At 38.7% G+C, this 17,934-nt stretch carries 16 protein-coding genes; 3 read left to right on the top strand and 13 right to left on the bottom strand.

All coding sequences use genetic code 11. From position 1 onward, the window contains the following. Positions 1-19: 19 nt before the first annotated feature. The 3 genes from HZ311_RS06930 to xylA form a co-directional block, all read right to left on the bottom strand. Positions 20-1,531, bottom strand: a complete 1,512-nt coding sequence (locus tag HZ311_RS06930) for a sugar ABC transporter ATP-binding protein (protein ID WP_023520549.1) — start codon at positions 1,529-1,531, stop codon at positions 20-22. A gap of 40 nt (positions 1,532-1,571) precedes the next feature. After that, the gene (locus HZ311_RS06935; protein WP_010734022.1) at positions 1,572-3,188 is read right to left on the bottom strand and encodes a glycoside hydrolase family 43 protein; all 1,617 of its coding nucleotides are present in this window, start codon (positions 3,186-3,188) and stop codon (positions 1,572-1,574) included. Positions 3,189-3,291: 103 nt separating this feature from the next. Next, entirely contained in the window at positions 3,292-4,599 is a 1,308-nt protein-coding gene (gene xylA / locus HZ311_RS06940) for a xylose isomerase (protein ID WP_023520550.1), read from the bottom strand. A gap of 259 nt (positions 4,600-4,858) precedes the next feature. On the opposite strand from xylA, the gene HZ311_RS06945 reads away from it, so the two are divergent. After that, a complete protein-coding gene (locus HZ311_RS06945) occupies positions 4,859-6,010 on the top strand; it encodes an ROK family transcriptional regulator (RefSeq protein ID WP_178946550.1) in 1,152 nt (383 codons plus the stop codon). 126 nt (positions 6,011-6,136) lie between these two features. Here HZ311_RS06945 and tkt read toward each other — a convergent pair whose 3' ends face one another. The 10 genes from tkt to HZ311_RS06995 all read right to left on the bottom strand — a co-directional run bounded on the left by tkt (position 6,137) and on the right by HZ311_RS06995 (position 15,662). After that, entirely contained in the window at positions 6,137-8,131 is a 1,995-nt protein-coding gene (tkt, locus tag HZ311_RS06950) for a transketolase (RefSeq protein WP_023520552.1), read from the bottom strand. Positions 8,132-8,348: 217 nt separating this feature from the next. Further along, a complete protein-coding gene (alsE, locus tag HZ311_RS06955) occupies positions 8,349-9,038 on the bottom strand; it encodes a D-allulose 6-phosphate 3-epimerase (protein ID WP_010734017.1) in 690 nt (229 codons plus the stop codon). Then, on the bottom strand, positions 9,039-9,692 hold the full coding sequence (gene fsa / locus HZ311_RS06960) for a fructose-6-phosphate aldolase (RefSeq protein ID WP_023520553.1): 654 nt from the start codon (positions 9,690-9,692) through the stop codon (positions 9,039-9,041). Between the two features lie 31 nt (positions 9,693-9,723). Next, entirely contained in the window at positions 9,724-10,824 is a 1,101-nt protein-coding gene (locus tag HZ311_RS06965) for a PTS fructose transporter subunit IIC (RefSeq protein WP_010734015.1), read from the bottom strand. A gap of 24 nt (positions 10,825-10,848) precedes the next feature. Then, the gene (locus tag HZ311_RS06970; protein WP_010734014.1) at positions 10,849-11,163 is read right to left on the bottom strand and encodes a PTS fructose transporter subunit IIB; all 315 of its coding nucleotides are present in this window, start codon (positions 11,161-11,163) and stop codon (positions 10,849-10,851) included. 20 nt (positions 11,164-11,183) lie between these two features. Then, on the bottom strand, positions 11,184-11,633 hold the full coding sequence (locus HZ311_RS06975) for a fructose PTS transporter subunit IIA (RefSeq protein ID WP_010734013.1): 450 nt from the start codon (positions 11,631-11,633) through the stop codon (positions 11,184-11,186). A gap of 15 nt (positions 11,634-11,648) precedes the next feature. Then, complete coding sequence (locus tag HZ311_RS06980; protein ID WP_010734012.1) at positions 11,649-11,960, bottom strand: PTS fructose transporter subunit IIB; 312 nt, start codon at positions 11,958-11,960, stop codon at positions 11,649-11,651. Between the two features lie 30 nt (positions 11,961-11,990). Continuing rightward, entirely contained in the window at positions 11,991-12,401 is a 411-nt protein-coding gene (locus HZ311_RS06985; RefSeq protein WP_010734011.1) for a PTS sugar transporter subunit IIA, read from the bottom strand. Beyond that, the gene (locus HZ311_RS06990; RefSeq protein WP_023520554.1) at positions 12,391-13,875 is read right to left on the bottom strand and encodes a BglG family transcription antiterminator; all 1,485 of its coding nucleotides are present in this window, start codon (positions 13,873-13,875) and stop codon (positions 12,391-12,393) included. The genes HZ311_RS06985 and HZ311_RS06990 overlap by 11 nt, the downstream gene beginning before the upstream one ends. 1,463 nt (positions 13,876-15,338) lie before the next feature. Continuing rightward, positions 15,339-15,662, bottom strand: a complete 324-nt coding sequence (locus HZ311_RS06995; RefSeq protein WP_178946551.1) for a hypothetical protein — start codon at positions 15,660-15,662, stop codon at positions 15,339-15,341. 323 nt (positions 15,663-15,985) lie between these two features. Between HZ311_RS06995 and HZ311_RS07000 the strand changes: the two genes are divergently transcribed. Continuing rightward, on the top strand, positions 15,986-16,351 hold the full coding sequence (locus HZ311_RS07000; RefSeq protein ID WP_178946552.1) for a hypothetical protein: 366 nt from the start codon (positions 15,986-15,988) through the stop codon (positions 16,349-16,351). A gap of 732 nt (positions 16,352-17,083) precedes the next feature. Continuing rightward, positions 17,084-17,647, top strand: a complete 564-nt coding sequence (locus tag HZ311_RS07005; RefSeq protein WP_178946553.1) for a hypothetical protein — start codon at positions 17,084-17,086, stop codon at positions 17,645-17,647. Positions 17,648-17,934 lie beyond the last annotated feature (287 nt).

Raw genomic sequence — 17,934 nt, forward strand, 5'->3', positions numbered from 1 at the left:
TCCTCTAACTGAAGAATCGTTAATGCTCATTAAGCGTAGCATAGGTCATAATCAATTCTTGCGCCTCATCTTTTCTGTCCTGATACTCAGCGACGACGACTTCTCCTGTAATCTCACCTTCCCGAAAAACATGGATTCGATCGCAGATCCCTAATAATTCAGGGATTTCCGAAGAGACGATCAAAATCGTTTTCCCTTGGCGTGCCAACTCATTGATGATCGTATAGATTTCTGATTTTGCCCCCACATCAATACCTTTTGTCGGTTCATCAAAAATATATACTTGATTTGTTGTATTCAACCATTTTGCTAAAACGACTTTTTGCTGATTCCCACCAGAGAGACTGGCAACTGGACGCGCAATATCGCTGATCTTGATCTTCACGTCTTGTACAAACTGATGAGCCGTTTGATTAAGTGATTCATGTTTTAATACAAATCCACCTAGATTCGTTATCGTGATATTGTCTTGGATCGAAAGACCAAGAAACAAGCCTTGGTGTTTACGGTCTTCCGTTAGTAGTCCAATTCCTTGACGAATCGCATCCACCGGTGACTTGATCACTACCGGCTGGTTCGCCAATTTGATTTCACCAGATTTTGCTCGATCTGCACCGAAAATCAATCGCATCGTTTCGGTTCGACCACTTCCTACTAACCCCGCAAAGCCCAATACTTCCCCTCGTCTTGCCTGGAAGCTAACATTTTTCACCCGCCCAAAAGAATCAGAAAGATTCAAAACTTGTAAGTAAGTTTCTCCTAATTGGGTAGGTTGTTTCGGATACAGATCGTTGATTTCTCGCCCAACTAAGCGAGCGATGATTGCTTCTTCAGACAAGTTTTTCACTTCATCGGTCAAGATATATTCCCCGTCGCGCATGATCGTGATTCGTTCACCTAATTCAAAGATCTCTTTCATCCGATGGGAGATGTAAATACTGGATACACCTTTTTCCTTCAATCTGCGAATGATAATAAACAAAACTTCGACATCTTTTTCAGACAAAGAAGTCGTTGGCTCATCAAAAATGATCACTTTGGCGTTCAAACTAAGCGCTCTGGCAATTTCAACTAATTGTTTATTGGCAGTAGACAACGAAGCAACCAGTGTAGTAGGAGAAATCGCAGATCCTACTAGATTCAGCCATTGTTGCGTGTCTTCATATAATTTTTTGAAGTCAACAATTCCTAACGCCTTATTTTTATAGGGCAAACGACCAATAAAAATATTTTCTGCCACAGACAAATCTTCTGCTAGATTCAACTCTTGATGAACAAAGGCAATCCCTAATTCTTGTGCGAAGTCAGGAGTCATTTTAGGGATTTCTTTCCCTTCAAATATGATTTCTCCTTCGTCCTTATCGATCAATCCAGCAAGAATGTTCATTAAAGTAGACTTACCGGCTCCGTTTTCTCCCATAAAAGCATGGATCTCGCCTTTATTTATCTCAAGTCTTGCTTTTTTCAAGACGTGGACAGGGCCAAAACTTTTTTCAATATTAGACATTGAAAATAAACGTTCTTTTTCCATGAAAGATCTCCCCTCTTACTCCTGAAGCGACCACACTGTCCTATTCACTTTGCTTTTCCCGATAATCAAAATAATCAAAAACAGCTGGTAAATCATATCCTGAGTAATCGATGTTGACCATTCCCACAAATGCACCCGTAAAAAATCCACCATGGGTTTGGTTGACATATTCATCGGATAGTACTTTTGCATCTAACTGGATCGCTAATTCGATCCATGTTTTTCCGTCAAACGAATAAGCATATGTGTAAGTTTCTCTTCTGACGATCGTTTTGAAATAAACAATTGTTACATCCTCTGGAATTGGAATGACCTGTTCCTGCAAATAACTTTTGAATACGCCTTGATTATTCTCAGTGAGTTCAATGACACGACCTTTTTCTTCGTGCCAAGTAACTTGGATCATCGACCAATGTTGCGAATTGTAATAATTCGTCAGCCCTGCCATTTGCTGGAAGGTCGTTGGCGAATAGCTCAATGCAGTTTCCGCTTCAAACTCAAATGCTTGCCAACGTCTAGCAACTAGGGAGTTTCCATGTGTATTGGCTAAACTTCCGGCACCTCGTAATGTCAGCTTTCCCTCTTTCAAGATGCCGATGTCCTTCGTAAAAGGGACACGTACTGTTTGAAATTGTGGTGGCAGTTCGCTTTGTTCGAAGTTAGTCCTTTCTGGCAGTTTTTCATAAGGGTGAGGTGTCACTCCTTTAGGTGCTTCCACCTCCATGCTCCCTTGCTTTCCACCAACGATTTCTGGCCACAATTCTTTAGACCATGTCACCTTTTGGATCGCTGTTTCTCTGCCTAATGTACACCAGCCACGAGGATCATGGATGGATTCATTTTTGTGATGCCACGGTCGACCAGTCAAATGGGCAAAATACCATTCGCCTTCTGGTGTATCGACTAATGCACCATGCCCGCATTTTTGCAACGGATTTTCTGGAGAATCATAGGCAGTTAAAAAGGTCTCTGCTTGGCTTTCAAAAGCTCCTTCTAAAGTTTTTGACCGTGCCACCACTTCTTGGTGCGTATAGACGGTACCACCTTCTGCACAAAACAAATAATAATAACCAAATAACTTATACAGATGTGGGCCTTCCACTAATTTCACGTCAGTTCCTTTCCAAATGATCTTACCTGTTTCCGGAAGTAGACGTTGCTCTTCTACTGAATATTCGGTGCATTTGATCCCGTTAAATGGATGATGGTATTCGCGATGATCCCATTCCATTTGAACTAGGTATTTGCGGCCATCGTCATCATGGAAAAGAGAAGCATCGAAGCCGACACCGTTCAACCGGATCGGTTGACTCCATGGACCAGTGATCTCTTCTGCAGTAGTCAAATAATTTGTACAATCTTTGAACGCTCCATTGACCACTTTGACATCGGTATAAACTAACCAAAATTTCCCATCCGCATAAGAGAGATCGGGCGCCCAAATCCCTCCTGAATCTTCATTGCCCTTCATATCCAACATCTCGACAGAAGCCAATGGACGTGCCACTAAACGCCAATTCATCAAGTCCTGCGACTCATAGATCTGAACGCCTGGAAACCATTCAAACGTTGAGTTGGCAATGTAATATGTTTCTCCCACACGCACAATAGACGGATCAGCATGAAAACCTGTTAATACTGGATTTTTAATTTTCATCGTACACCTCACTCTATTTTTTTAGGAGAATCCCTTTCAACCATCCAAAGGAGTCAGTGACATCTATCCTTAGCTAACTGAATGAGACTCTCCATAAGTTGGATTAAACTAAATAATCATTCAAACAAGATTTGACATATTCGATATGGCTTGATTCCAGCTCGATATCTTTCAACTTCAATGCATAGTCAGCCAAACTTTCCAAATCTTCCTTGTCGTTGACAATGGATTCCCCAATGCCTTCTTGGAACGTAGCATAGCGTTTCTCTTTTAAGGTATCGAAGAAGCAATCCTCTTTTAATTTCGCAGCTGCCTTCAGCCCTCTAGCAAAGGTATCCATCCCTGCGATATGCGCTAAGAATAGATCTTCCATGGCAAAACTGGAACGACGGACTTTCGAATCAAAATTGATTCCTCCTGGTGCGATACCGCCATTTTCTAAGACACCATACATGGCCAATGTGACATCATAGACGTTCGTTGGAAACTCATCAGTATCCCAGCCAAGCAACACATCCCCTTGATTCGCATCTAGGGAACCTAACGCGTTGTTGATCCGTGCTACTTCGATCTCATGTTCAAACGTATGCCCAGCTAACGTTGCATGATTAGCCTCTAGATTCAGTTTGAATTTCTCTTGTAAACCATATTTTTGAATAAATTGTAAAGCCGTTGCGGCATCAAAATCATATTGATGTTTACTTGGTTCCATTGGTTTTGGTTCAATCAAGAATTGTGGCGTATGACCGATTTTTTCACTATACGCGATCGCCATTTTGAACAAACGTGCAATATTATCTTGTTCAAACGCCATATCCGTATTCAACAACGTTTCATACCCTTCACGACCACCCCAGAATACATAATTTTGACCGTTGAGTTTTCTTGAGATGTCTAAGCCTTTTTTGACTTGAGCAGCAGCATAGGCAAAGACATCCGCATGATTCGTTGAAGCTGCACCATTCACGTAGCGTGGGTGGCTGAACATATTTGCAGTATTCCAAAGTAGTTTGATTCCCGTACGCTCCATCTGTTCCTTGATCAAATCGGTGATTTCATCTAAGTTTGCATAGAATTCTTCTAAACTATCCCCTTCAGGCGCGATATCGACATCATGGAAACAAAAATATTCGACACCTAATTTTTCTAAAATCTCAAAAAAGGCCGCTACTCGATTTTTTGCGGTTTCCATTTCAGTCGCACCTAGCCACGTTCTTTGATTGACTGGTGAGCCGAATGGATCACTGCCATCTTGTGTCATGGTATGCCAGTAAGCAACAGCAAATCGTAAATGCTCCTTCATCGTTTGACCGGCAACTACCTCTTCTGGATTAAAATGGCGAAAAGCAAAGGGATTGGTTGTCGTTGTACCTTCATATTGGATTTTTTCTATTTGTGGAAAATAGCTCATAACATATTCCTCCTAATTTATTCATTCTATATTAGTTAGTTTATCTAACAAACTAACTTAACAAGCATATAGTATACGCTTTCATAATTATAGTCAAGTTATTTTTTTATTATTAATCAAAGCATTTATATTCGAATGAAGTTAATTTATTTACTTTACAAAACGAAATAGCTATAGATAAATAACTAGAAAAATAATGAGATTACCAGTATACTTTAGAACGTATCCTCATTACATAATGAATAGGAAGTGATTTACTTTGAAAAATCCAACGTATACTCGACGGAGCCCAAATGAGTCTCTCTGTTTAGAATTGATTATGAATCAACCCGCTCTTTCTCGTGCAGAGCTTTCAGCCATAACTGGACTAACCAAAGCAACTGTGTCCTCTATTGTGAAAAAATTGATCGATGATCAACTAGTCATCGAGACCGGCATTGGAGAATCTAGTAATGTCGGTGGACGTAAACCGATCATTCTTCAATATAATGGAAAAGCTGGCCTCTCTATTTCTATTGACATCGGCTATAATTACATCCATGCTCTCCTTACTTATCTAGATGGGGAAGAGATCCAACATATCCAAAAAAAGCCAATCACATTAGATGAGGAAGCCATCCATCTGTATCTTTCAGAAATCTTCACGTTATTTGAACAACATCTTCCGACGACAGAATATGGAATTATTGGGGTAGCAATTGCCGTTCATGGCCCTGTCTACCATGGTGAGCCGATTTTTGGCCCACATTACAATTTCGATCACATTCCTTTTCGCAAAATAGCTGAAAAACTGAGAGACTATCCTGTCTATTTGGAAAATGAAGCAAATCTGTCAGCTTTAGGTGAGTATAGCTTTACCTCAGATCCGGAAAATCTTGTCAGTATCAATATGCACAGCGGCATTGGTGCAGGAATCGTCAAAAATGGGAATTTAGAGGTTGGTGCCCATGGTTTTGCTGGTGAAATCGGTCATCAGATCATCGTGATGGACGGTAAGGAATGTCGCTGTGGCAACCGAGGTTGTTTGGAGATGTACGCTGCCAACAAAGTTTGCTACGATCGGTTTGCTCAGAAAAAAAAACTAGACTATGTCAATGGCATCATCCTTAGAGAATACTACCAAAACCAAGATCGTGATGCGCGACAAGTCGTAGAAGAAAATATCAACTACTTGACGATCGGTATCAACAACTTGATCGCCCATTATGACCCATCGATCATTATTTTGAATAGCTCACTTTATCGCGAAATACCTGATATGATCGAACAATTAAAAGGGAATCTGCACAATCATTTTTCGAATCAATTAGTCGTCCGCAACAGCTCTTTGAACGAAAAAGCGACACTTCTAGGAGGATTGGTCTTAAATCTCCAACACTTTTTAGAAATCAAACACCTGAAATTAAAATAATCATGAATCAATAAAAAAATCTGCCAAACCGGAAAACATTGAATTCCAGTTTGGCAGATTTTATCTAAATAAAGTACGTGTATCTTTAACTTGAAATTTTAAATAGTAAAAGAACAAAAATACCTTCTACAATTGATCAAACACTTCAACAACATGTTCCACTGTAAACTGATAATTTTGGATGATCGTTTCCCCAGGTGCGCTCGCACCGAAACGATCAATCGCAATGATTGCCCCTGCTGTTCCCGTATAGCGCTCCCAGCCAAATGAAGCAGCCATTTCGATAGAAACACGCTTCGTCACTGCTTTTGGCAAGACACTTTCTTGATATTCTGCAGATTGTTGTTCAAACAAATCAAAACTTGGCATAGAAACCACTGAGACATCTTTTCCTTGTTCCGCTAATACTTTTTGCGCTTTGACCGCTAGATTTACTTCTGAACCTGTCGCGATCAAGATTCCTTCTGGTTGTTCCCCTTTAGCTGGAGACAAGACATAGGCACCTTTTTTAACCATATCATCCGCCACTTCTTTTGTTGTTGGAAGAACTGGTAGATTTTGACGACTCAAGACTAAGATCGTTGGTGTATCTGTCGATTCCATCGCAACTTTCCACGCCGCACGAGTTTCGTTCCCGTCCGCCGGACGTAAGACATGGACACCTGGCATACTTCTAACCGAAGCCAATTGTTCCACTGGCTCGTGCGTCGGGCCATCTTCACCAACTGCCACAGAGTCATGGGTCAAGACGAAAATAACTGGCGTGTTTTGGATCGCTGCTAAACGCACAGCTGGTCGCAAGTAATCGACAAAGACAAAGAATGTTCCCCCATAGATCCGGGTACCACCATGCAATTGGATCCCGTTCATCGCTGATGCCATCGCAAACTCACGAACACCAAACCAAATATTGCGGCCTTCATAGTGTTCAGGCGTGAAATCTTTGTCTGCTGTCACCATCGTATTGTTTGATCCAGATAGATCGGCAGAACCACCCCAGAAGCTTGGGATCGCTTTTGATAATTCTTGGATAACTTCTTTACTTGAGACACGACTCGCTTGGCTTTCACCTTCGTCGTACGTTGGAAGTTCGGCATCCCAATTCTCTGGTAACTTCCCAGCAAAAGCATCTTCGAATTGTTGCGCTAATTCTGGATACGCTGCTTTGTATGCTGCGAACATCTCACGCCAAGCATTTTCAGCTTTTTCGCCTTCTTCAACCATCGTTTGACGGAAGCGTTCCGCCACTTCTTCTGGTACGGTAAAGTCAGGGTATTCCCAACCATAGATCTCTTTAGCTTTTTGAATGCCTTCTAAGCCAAGTGGTGCGCCGTGAACCGCAGAAGTTCCTTGGTTTGGTGCACCAAATCCGATGACCGTTTTCACTTCGATCAATGTCGGTTTGTCTGTTTCGGCTTTCGCTTCTTCAATTGCTTTTGAGATAGCTTCCAAATCATTGCCGTCTTTGACCAAGATATGTTGCCAACCATAAGCTTCATAGCGTGCGCCAACATTTTCAGTGAAGGCTTTTGAGGTTGGTCCATCTAAAGAAATATCGTTTGAATCGTATAAAACGATTAATTTTCCTAATTTCATATGTCCAGCCATCGAACTTGCTTCTTGAGACACACCTTCCATCAGGTCGCCATCGCCACATAACGCATAGGTATAATGATCAACGACGTTGAATTGATCTTTGTTGTAGGTCGCTGCTAGATGCGCTTCTGCCATTGCCATCCCCACAGCCATTGCGATCCCTTGTCCTAACGGACCAGTCGTTGCTTCGACGCCGTCCGTATGGTTGACCTCAGGGTGTCCTGGTGTTTTTGACTCCCATTGACGGAATTGTTTCAAGTCATCAATCGTCACTTGGTACCCTGCTAAGTGCAACAAGCTGTACAACATCGCTGAACCATGTCCCGCAGATAAGACAAAACGGTCACGGTCTGCCCAGTTTTTAGAAGTTTTCGGATTCACTTTCAAGTGTTTCGTCCAAAGGGCATAAGCCATTGGCGCGGCACCCATTGGTAACCCCGGATGTCCTGAATTTGCTTTTTGTACTGCATCGACACTCAATGTACGGATCGTATTCACACCAAGCTGATCTACTTTATCAAACAATATAATTCCTCCTTATTCGTTCCTATAAAATAATACCTATTCTTTAATTTTCACTTTGAAAATAAGACAGAAGAATCAAAAATGAATGAGGCATTCTCAATTTTCCTGTCTTATTACTCGATGGTGACCGGCTTTCTTATAACCTAGACAAACGGCGTTCGAAAGCCAACTCCTTCAATAGTAAGGCGGAACTGACCGGCTTTCTTACGACCTTCTCTTACCCGATCGTTTTCCCAGTCATTTCTTCATAATCGGTTTTCATGATTTCCCATGACTTTTCGATTTTTTCATCTAAACCAAACAAGCCACTGCGACCGACGATATAAATATCTGGTCCTGCTGCATCGATTCGTTTGAAGGATTTACGGTTGGAAGAGCCGTCCATTTCAATCACATAGTGATACCCTTTTTCTTCGCGTAGTTCGCGTAAAGCAACGATCTTATCCAGTGTACTTTCAATAAACCGTTGTCCAGCAAATCCTGGATCGATCGTCATGATCGTGATTTTATCGACCAATTCGATGTATGGGAAGATGGCTTCGATCGGTGTTTCTGGGTTCAAAACGACGCCAGCTTTTAACCCTGCGTCATGGATTTGATCGATCAAACGAAAAGCTAAACCATCTAATAATTCGGCGTGCATACAGATCCATTCACACTTTTGCTCGATTAATTGATTCACCCAAAAACTTTGATCTTTAACCATTAAGTGCGCAGACATCGGTAGATTACTGATTTTACGTACCTCATCAATGAACCATGGAGATAATGTGATATTTGGTACATAATGACCATCCATGATATCGATATGGTAAGAATCGACATGATCATTTAAAAATTCGATTTGTTCTTTGAACTTATCCAAGTCCATCGTCATCAATGAAGGTGAAAATTCCACTTTTCCCATTTATTTGTTCCCTCCTTGAAAGCTTTCCCAGTCCGCCATGAATTGCGCAATCCCTTTATCTGTCAATGGATGGCTCCACAACGTTTGGTACAATGATGGCGGTACAGTGGCAATGTGTGCGCCAACTAAACTCGCTTTTTCCACATGTTCCGAATTACGGACACTTGCTGCAATGATTTCTGTAGAAAACCCGTAAGTATCTAGTACTTCACGTAGTTTTGCGACAAGCTCGATCCCGCTCGTTCCGGTATCATCTAATCGACCTAAAAATGGTGAAATAAATGTCGCACCTGCTTTTGCTGCTAGTAACCCTTGCGCCACAGAGAAAATCAATGTGACATTGGTCTTGATCCCCAATTTAGATAATTCGTTCGTCGCTTTCAATCCTTCTTCTGTCATAGGGATCTTGATCACGATGTTTTCCGCCCATTGGACGATCTCTTTCGCTTCTGCGACCATGCCGTCTGCTTCCAAACTAGTCACTTCTGCTGAGACAGGTCCGTCAACGATCGAACAGATTTCTTTGATGACTTTTTCAAACACGCGTCCTTCTTTGGCAATGATCGTCGGATTGGTTGTCACCCCATCGATTAAACCTAGCGCATTGATTGTTTTGATTGCTGTTACATCTGCTGTATCTAGAAAAAATTTCATCGATTTTGCCCCTCTTTTTTACGCACTTATTTTAAAAAATCTGAATATCATCTAAACTGATATCTTCTTCCTCTTTCTCTACTACTAAGTCCATTTCTTCTTCCGGCACGTTCTTTTTGATCACAGCTAAAACGACGGCTGTTACTAAGACGTTCACTAAGATTGCGATCACACCTGCCCATGGTCGAGACATCGTTGGGATCATCAAGACACCACCGAAAGGAACCGTTGCATCCGCACCTAAGATCATCGTTGTTGCACCACCAGCAAATCCACCGATTGCTGTTGCGACTACGCCACGTACGATATCATTCATAACTAAAGGAATCACACCTTCAACAATATTGATGACACCCATTGGTACGGCTGATTTCAATGTCTCTACTTCCACTTTTGTATAGATATTCTTGCGGAACATTTTGGCGATAAAATAAGCTAAACCAAAGCCGATCGGTGTGGCTGTATTGACTAATTGCAGTGCGGTAATCGGGCCATTCAACCCTTCCGCTTGCATCGTCAACACAAAGGCAAATACGGTTTTGTTGATTGGACCACCGTAGTCGATCCCACTTAATAAGCCGATCACACCACCAAAAATCAATAAGGAAGAATTGCCTAATCCATCTAAGAAATTCGTTAATAATAGCGTTAATGCTGCGATTGGCGCGCCAATGATATACACCATGACTAAGCCACCAACAATTGAAGCAATAAATGGAATAATCAATGTTGGCATCAATCCTTTTGCCCATTTTGGTACTTTGACATGTTTTAAAATACCTAAAACAAGATAACCTGCTAAGTAACCACCTAAAATCCCCCCGATAAAACCAGCACCAATTGCATTTGCTGTTAAACCAATAATGAAACCTGGTGCGATCCCTGGTTTAGCTGCAATGGAATAAGAAATCCCAGTAGCGATCACAACTGGTAATAATCCTAAACCAGCGCCACCCATCGTTGCTAACGCATCCCAAATCGAAAACTCACCTTGTACAAGTGTTCCTTGACTTGTTCCGCCAAAGGCCATGCCGATTGCAATCAGGAATCCGGCACCACATACGATTGGAATCAAATATGAAATCGCTGTCAATAAATGTCCTTTTAAATTTAACTTTTTAATTGCCTCCATTTTTTGTCTCCCCCATTCTGGTAATTATTGTTGCACGACTACTTCTTCTACTTTTTCAATCAACTTACTCGGTGATTTTACAGCAACTTCTGTCGGTACTTGGACGATTCGTTTTCCTTCAAAACGTTCACGACCACTGATTTTGACATCTACAGCTAAAATCACGACATCTGCTTGACTGATTTGCTCTGCTGTCAATTCATTTTCGATCCCGATCGTTCCTTGTGTTTCCACATGGATCTCATGCCCGGCCTTTTTTGCGGCATTCTCCAACTTTTCTTGCGCAATGTACGTATGAGCGATCCCCACCGTACATGCTGCTACTCCAACGATTTTCATTTTTTCTTCCTCCTCACTCTCTATCCAAATGCAGCGACTACTTCATCGATTTCTCTTGCAGCAATCAAACGTTCCACCACTTCATCATTTCCTAACTTACGGGCAAATAAGGACAACAATTTCAAATGTTTTTGCGCACCTTCCGTATCGTCTCCGACTGCAAACAAGATGATGCCTTTCACACCCTTACCGTCTAATGTCTCCCAAGGAATTTCATTTTCAGTCACCCCAATCGCCACACCGACCTTCTTCACATACGCACTTTTTCCATGTGGAATAGCGATATAATTACCGATCCCTGTTTGACCTTGCGCTTCTCGCAAATAAATATCTTTCACAAACGCTTCGACATCCGTAATGTATTCTTGTTCATACAAGCGATTGGCTAATTCATATAAGACCGCATCTTTCGTTTTTCCGTTTAAGTTCGTTTTGATGATTGTTGGATCAATGATTTCTTTGATCTCCATTTTCCTCACTCCTCATTAGTTACTGACAACTTCCATTGCTTTTTCGATTAATTTGTTTGGTGATTTTACCGCGATTTCTGTTGGTACTTGGATGATTTTCTTTCCTTCGAAACGTTCCCGTCCACTGATCTTGACATCCACTGCTAGGATCACGATATCCGCTTGGTCGATGGCTTCTTGTGGCAATTCATTTTCAGTCCCGATCGTTCCTTGGGTTTCGACATGGATCTCATGACCCGCTTTTTTTGCTGCATTCTCTAATTTTTCTTGTGCGATATACGTATGGGCGATTCCCACTGTACATGCTGCTACTCCAACGATTTTCATTATTGGTTCCTCCAATTTTTGATAGTATTTTTATCGTTCTGTAAAATTACCAGCTTTCAATTCATCTAGATAGTCAGGATCAGCCAGTTGTCGCATAAAATCAGCAAGCTGTCGTTTGACTGCTAGTGTTTCATTTTCTGCTAGTAAGACAACGATGAGCAATTCCACTTTTGAGATTCGTTCCGACCATTCAGTAATTGGCTGTTGGGGACGAATCACCCAGACCTGTGTTTTGGCTAGTGCTGGATGTTCAAGATGAGGCAAAATTACGCCTTCCTCAATTTGGATATCTCCTGCCTCTTCTCGCTCAAACAATGCCTGTTGGATCGCTTGTGCCTTTTCTTTTGAGGTAGGAAAGACTTGTTGACTGATCCATTCATAAGTCGCTACTTTGGAAGCCAGTGACATCTGATCGAATAGTTCCACGAAATTATCTATCATGATAAATATCCTCGATTTTCTGTTGGATTCTTGACTGGTCATCAGCGGTCAACATCGCACTAACGATCAAAGATTGAACAGGAAATGCTTCTTTCAGGCCAACTGTTGTTAAAATCAACTCGATTCCTGGCGTCTTCTCTAACACTGATTGGTAATTTTTCGTACTGATCACATCTACGATTTCTAATTCCGGAAATTTTTTGGCTAACTTCACCTTCAATAATTCAGAAGTTCCCACGCCAGTTGTACACATGATCAGTGTTTGGATCGGAAATTGGTGCGTCTCAATGATTCGTGCAAAATACAAGGTGATAAACCCAATCTCATCAGACGTGATCGTTGGAAGCTGAAACGTTTGACTCACCTGTTTTGATACTTCAGCAACCGTATTAAAAATCGTTTCATACGTTAATTGGATTTGATCCAACAAACTATTTTTCACTCTGATTTGATGGCGCAACCGATTGACCAAAGGTTTGATATGATTAGCAAGATCTGTAAAAATCATCTCGCTTGCTACATTGAGATTTAGCTTCTCACCAACTTGATGCAAGTAATAAGAAGTAATCTCAATCACTTCTTCTGTGAACGTTTGGGTCTTCGTTTGACTATTATCCGTTCTGGAAGAAAGCAAATATTGATAAAGATAGTAGATCTCACTTACTGGTAATTTCGTTTTCAAATATACTTCCACTTGGCGGATCACTTCGATGGCAATATCACGAATCAAGGATTCATTATCTAAAACCTGTAATTGTTCCATCGTTAATTTTTCTCCAGTGGCTTGATAATTCGTTTTTCTTGCGCGACGTACCGCAATGTATAGATGGGAGAAAATATTGATATTGTATGGGTAAGGAATCGTGCCATTGAGTTTTTTTTCAATCAGCTTGATCTGTTCGATGACAAAATTCGCATCGTAACGATTAAACGAAAATTCGTCCGATAAAGCGATTTCATCAATATCGAAAATATTCAATCGTTGAATCAACTCAGTGATCGCTCGACGGATATTCTCTTCCTTGCCTTCGATGGCTAATGTCCGATTTTTGCGGATCAATTGCAGATCATACGCTGAAATCCGTTCCGCAATGATTTTTTCATCATTCGCAATCGCTGAATCACCAACATAATAGGTTTGATACAAATCAATGACTTTTAGTGCTTTAGGCGAGGATAATAATAATTCTTCCATCACATTATTTTGCCGCTCTGACGGTAGGACTTCCACAGAAGACACAATTGTTTGATTCGTCTGTGCAATATATTTTTCATAATCCAGTTTGTACCCCCGACCCTTTTCAGACAAAATCAGTGGCCCATTTGGAAACTCGTCATTCATTTTTTTAACCAAGCGGTAGACCGTCTTGGTAGAGGTACTCATTAACTCTGCCAACACTTCAGCAGTAACATAATCTCTTTGCTTTGATAAAAGAAGCGTTAATTTATTCCCTCGATCCATTTGACTAGTCATAGCTCTATCCCCCCTGTATCTTTATCATAAGCGATTATTTTTATTCTGCTTCACTACATAATGTCCCTTGCAGCGGACAAAATGTATTCGGTTACACAAGGTTGTGAGAAAGCTGGGCAACTCCGAGTATTAAGAAATAATTTGAGAAAATAGCTTCTCCTATTTTTTCAAATTTTGGCTTAATATCGTAGGAGTTAGCTTTCGAACACCGTTTATCTAGGTTGTGAAAGAAGCGGTCAGCACTGAGTAATAAGACAGAAAAATCGAAAATGGCTTTTTCGTTTTTGATTTTTTTGGCTTATTATTGAAGTATTACCTCTTGAAAACCGTTTATCTAGGTTGTGAGAAAAGCGTTTTGACCTGAGTAGTAAGATGGGAAATCAGAAAATAGCTTTTCATATTTTTTGATTTTTCAGCTTAATGTTGAAGGTCAGCTTTTTTAACAACCAAATAGTTACATTTTTCGAAGCTAAAGATAACTATATGAAAACATAACATTTTAGCCATTATTTTTAAAGCGAACATCAAAAAAATCCTTTTAAAATGTTTTTGACCAAAGAGTTCATTCCATTGATTTACTCGTGATTTCAACATGAATCACTTGAACAACCTAGTAGATTTAAAATAACTAACAACATTAAATAAGATAACTTATCCTATTCATTATTTACAAATAAGTAAAACAAGCGAGCAAACAAATCACGTAATGTCTCTACTATCGGATATTTGAACTCACCAAATTTATTTAAATAAGCGTCAAAAAAAGACGCTTCGCAAACTGAATTGCGAAACGCCCTGATTGTTTCAATTGAATGGTACTCGATTTCTTTAAAAATCTCCGTCCCATACTGTATTCGTAAGCGAATAAATTCGCAACGACTCCAGCAATTAACGTTTTGAGAATTGTGAAGCTTTACGAGCTTTCTTAAGACCTGGTTTTTAATCCAGATATCCTCTGATCAATCCTAACCGTCGCTAAATGCTGATACACAATGTTTTATATAAATTCTTATATTCTCATTTAAGCTAATCATTCCGACAAAGTATGGTCAAAGTATGGTCATTTTTAATGCGAAGTTTATTAACTTGCAATAAAAACACCCGCTCGAAAAGAGCGGGCCACTAAAGGATCTAATCCTCATTAGTGAGGCTATTATAATCTTACTGTCTTTTCAAGCTATGTTCAAATTATATGTTTCTTCATATATCCTAGGATATTAAAAAGCAATATGGATAAGACAGAATAATTACTTTGTATCTCAAATATATAAATTAATAGTTAAGTAATAGAGTATTCATACATTCACAACCTAATTTATTGCTACACCTGTATTATTTTGAAATACTTTAAAAATTGGATAGACTAAATTCTAGAACTAAAAACACTCACCTTTAACAAGCGAGTGTTTTTTATAAATATTTCCTGTTCATTTATTCACCTTATGTCGGGTTAGCCAGTATACTTACCTATTAATTGAATTACTTTCATTTGATTTTTCTTTATTGGGTGCTGTTTTATTTTTGGAATTGTTTCTTTTTCTCGGTTGTGTTTTTTGACTCTTCTTTTCTTTGCTATCACTTGATTGTTTATTCTGCTGTTCTTTTCCCTGTTGAGTTGATCCTTCTTTCTTCTTAGCGCCATTTGTGTCACTACTTTGTTTTTTTCTAGGAATCTTCTGTGATTGCTTCGGTGAATTACTCTTTGGCTTTTCCGACGCTTTAGGACCACATGCTGCAAAACTAACTGTTGCTAAAATTCCTAGACATGCTAATAAAAATTTCTTCATATTGACCACTCCTATCATTTTTTTGGTACACTTAGAGTGTATTAAAAAGAATGAAATTAACTATGTCTATTTGCTTAAGCCATTAATAAGAAGCGCTTACAGTATTGTCACAACATTTTTTAATCATCCATAGATACGTTTAAATGATTAAGATTATTTATATTTAGTAAGCTGTAGAGTTAAAAAAATTCACATTTTTACAAAACATGAACTTTTTATGAGCTTTTTTTAGTTTTAAACAGTTTTCTTAAATTTGTTTTTTTCTAACCGAAATGATTCATTAGCTCTAAACTTTTACAAAGAAAAATGAGGAGGTTATTGTATTGAAAGCTAATCGATTAAATACTTCATCTACACCGATCATCTTATTTTTTATCGGTGGATTAGGTACTCTGTTTTCTTTTTTCAATCTAGCTGATTTTCTAGTTTTTGATGTAGGAATATTAGAACCATCGATACCAATATATGTCTATAATTTTTATCATATCTTATCAGTATCTGCTGCTAATCTTTTATTTTTTTCAGCCAATCAAATATATTTAGCACTAATTGTTCTTACAATCACGCTTCCAGTTATTATGCTCTTAATAAATATTAAACAAAATAATTTAAAATCAGATTCAATAGTTTTACTCCTATTAAATCTAATTTTTTCACTTCCTATCATTTACCTACTATTTTTTCTTTAAATGAGTGATTAAATTTCATTGACAAATGTGAGTGAAAAAGCTAATACAAAAATACGTATAGTCAAATTGACATTATATATTCTGTAAAACTAACTATATTATAAAAAAAGACCTACTCCGAAGAGTAGGCAATAAAAAAACCGTGTGGTTAAGATTGTATAATTCCTTCGTTGTCTAAAATACGTATGATATAATTATTAAAGAGAGTATCGATATGCACGCTATAGACTTCCCCAAAAGTTTTTAGCTATTGATACTCTCTTTTTATGATGGCGCCTACGGATAGGTTAAGGGTTACCTAATAATAATGCAAACGCTTGATACGAATTTAGAAATTCTTAATATTTAACTAGTCTCATGTGCGAAAAAATTTCCTAATTGCGAGGATTAGGTTATGAAGAACATTGTTATTTGATAACAAAATTACTTTTGAAAGCATACATATGCATGCTGTGATTAATATGAAAGGTATATACTTTTCCAAAATCGATATATTTTAGTCTATTATTTTATAATCAAATTTTAACTTATTAAATAAAGAATAAAAAGCTTTATTACTCTTTAAAATCAGTATATTGTATGTGTAATTCCCCTGTATAAATTGTATGTAAACGTTATATAAAATTAAAATACATTCATTATTTTTGTTATCATTAGATAATTATTGTAGTTTGGTCTACCCTGATAATAGAGAAGCGCTTCTCTAAATTATATTACGAAAGGTAGATTACAATGAAAAAATTTATTTCTTTAAGTTTATCAGCACTTGCTCTTTCTTCTTTTCTTATGTTCAATGCTACTCAAGCTAATGCAACAGAAAATAATTATGACAACAACTATAATTTGAATGTTAGTCGCGGCCCTTTGACTGGTCCTGATGGAGAGAACTTATATCCAGGTGGTGGTCCAAGTCATTTTATGACTAATATTATTAACGATCGCTTTTCAAATTGGAACTCTAGTATTTTCTCCCCTTGGAGAGGTAACCCTACCATGATGAATAATACATTAACTTTACCAAGAAATTCTGAGGTCACTTCGACTCCTGTTAGCTTTACAGGTAATGAGCGCTATAAAGTGACTATCGGTAATCTAAACGGTACAATTAATGCTGCAATTTGGGATCAGACGAGCGGATTAGTACTCTCAGAACAAACATTAACTGGTAATGGTAATGATGTTTCTTTTGATTACACTCATCCAAACCGTTGGCCAGCTACTGGACCTTCAATTATTGGATTATTTGTAGAGTCTAATACTTCAACAGCATCGTACTTTAGAGTAGATAGATACTAAAATACTAAACAATAAAAAACAGAAAAACTTAACTTACCTTAAAGTTTTTCTGTTTTTTTATTGTTTTTTATAAAGAATCGATCTATCAATAGAGTCTAACTACTATATATTATATAAACAAAATTTTACTAATATCTAAATTAGCATCCGGCCGATTTAATCCCATTTTTTTACAAATCATTTATGTATAACTATAAAATAAATTTTAAGGGAGCAACACTGACCGGCTTTTTATTGTAGAAAAAAGACCCACTCCGGAGAGTGGGCAAATGATTAAATCCTTATCA

It is taken from the genome of Enterococcus mundtii (assembly GCF_013394305.1).
In the GTDB taxonomy this organism is placed as follows: Bacteria; Bacillota; Bacilli; order Lactobacillales; family Enterococcaceae; genus Enterococcus_B; species Enterococcus_B pernyi.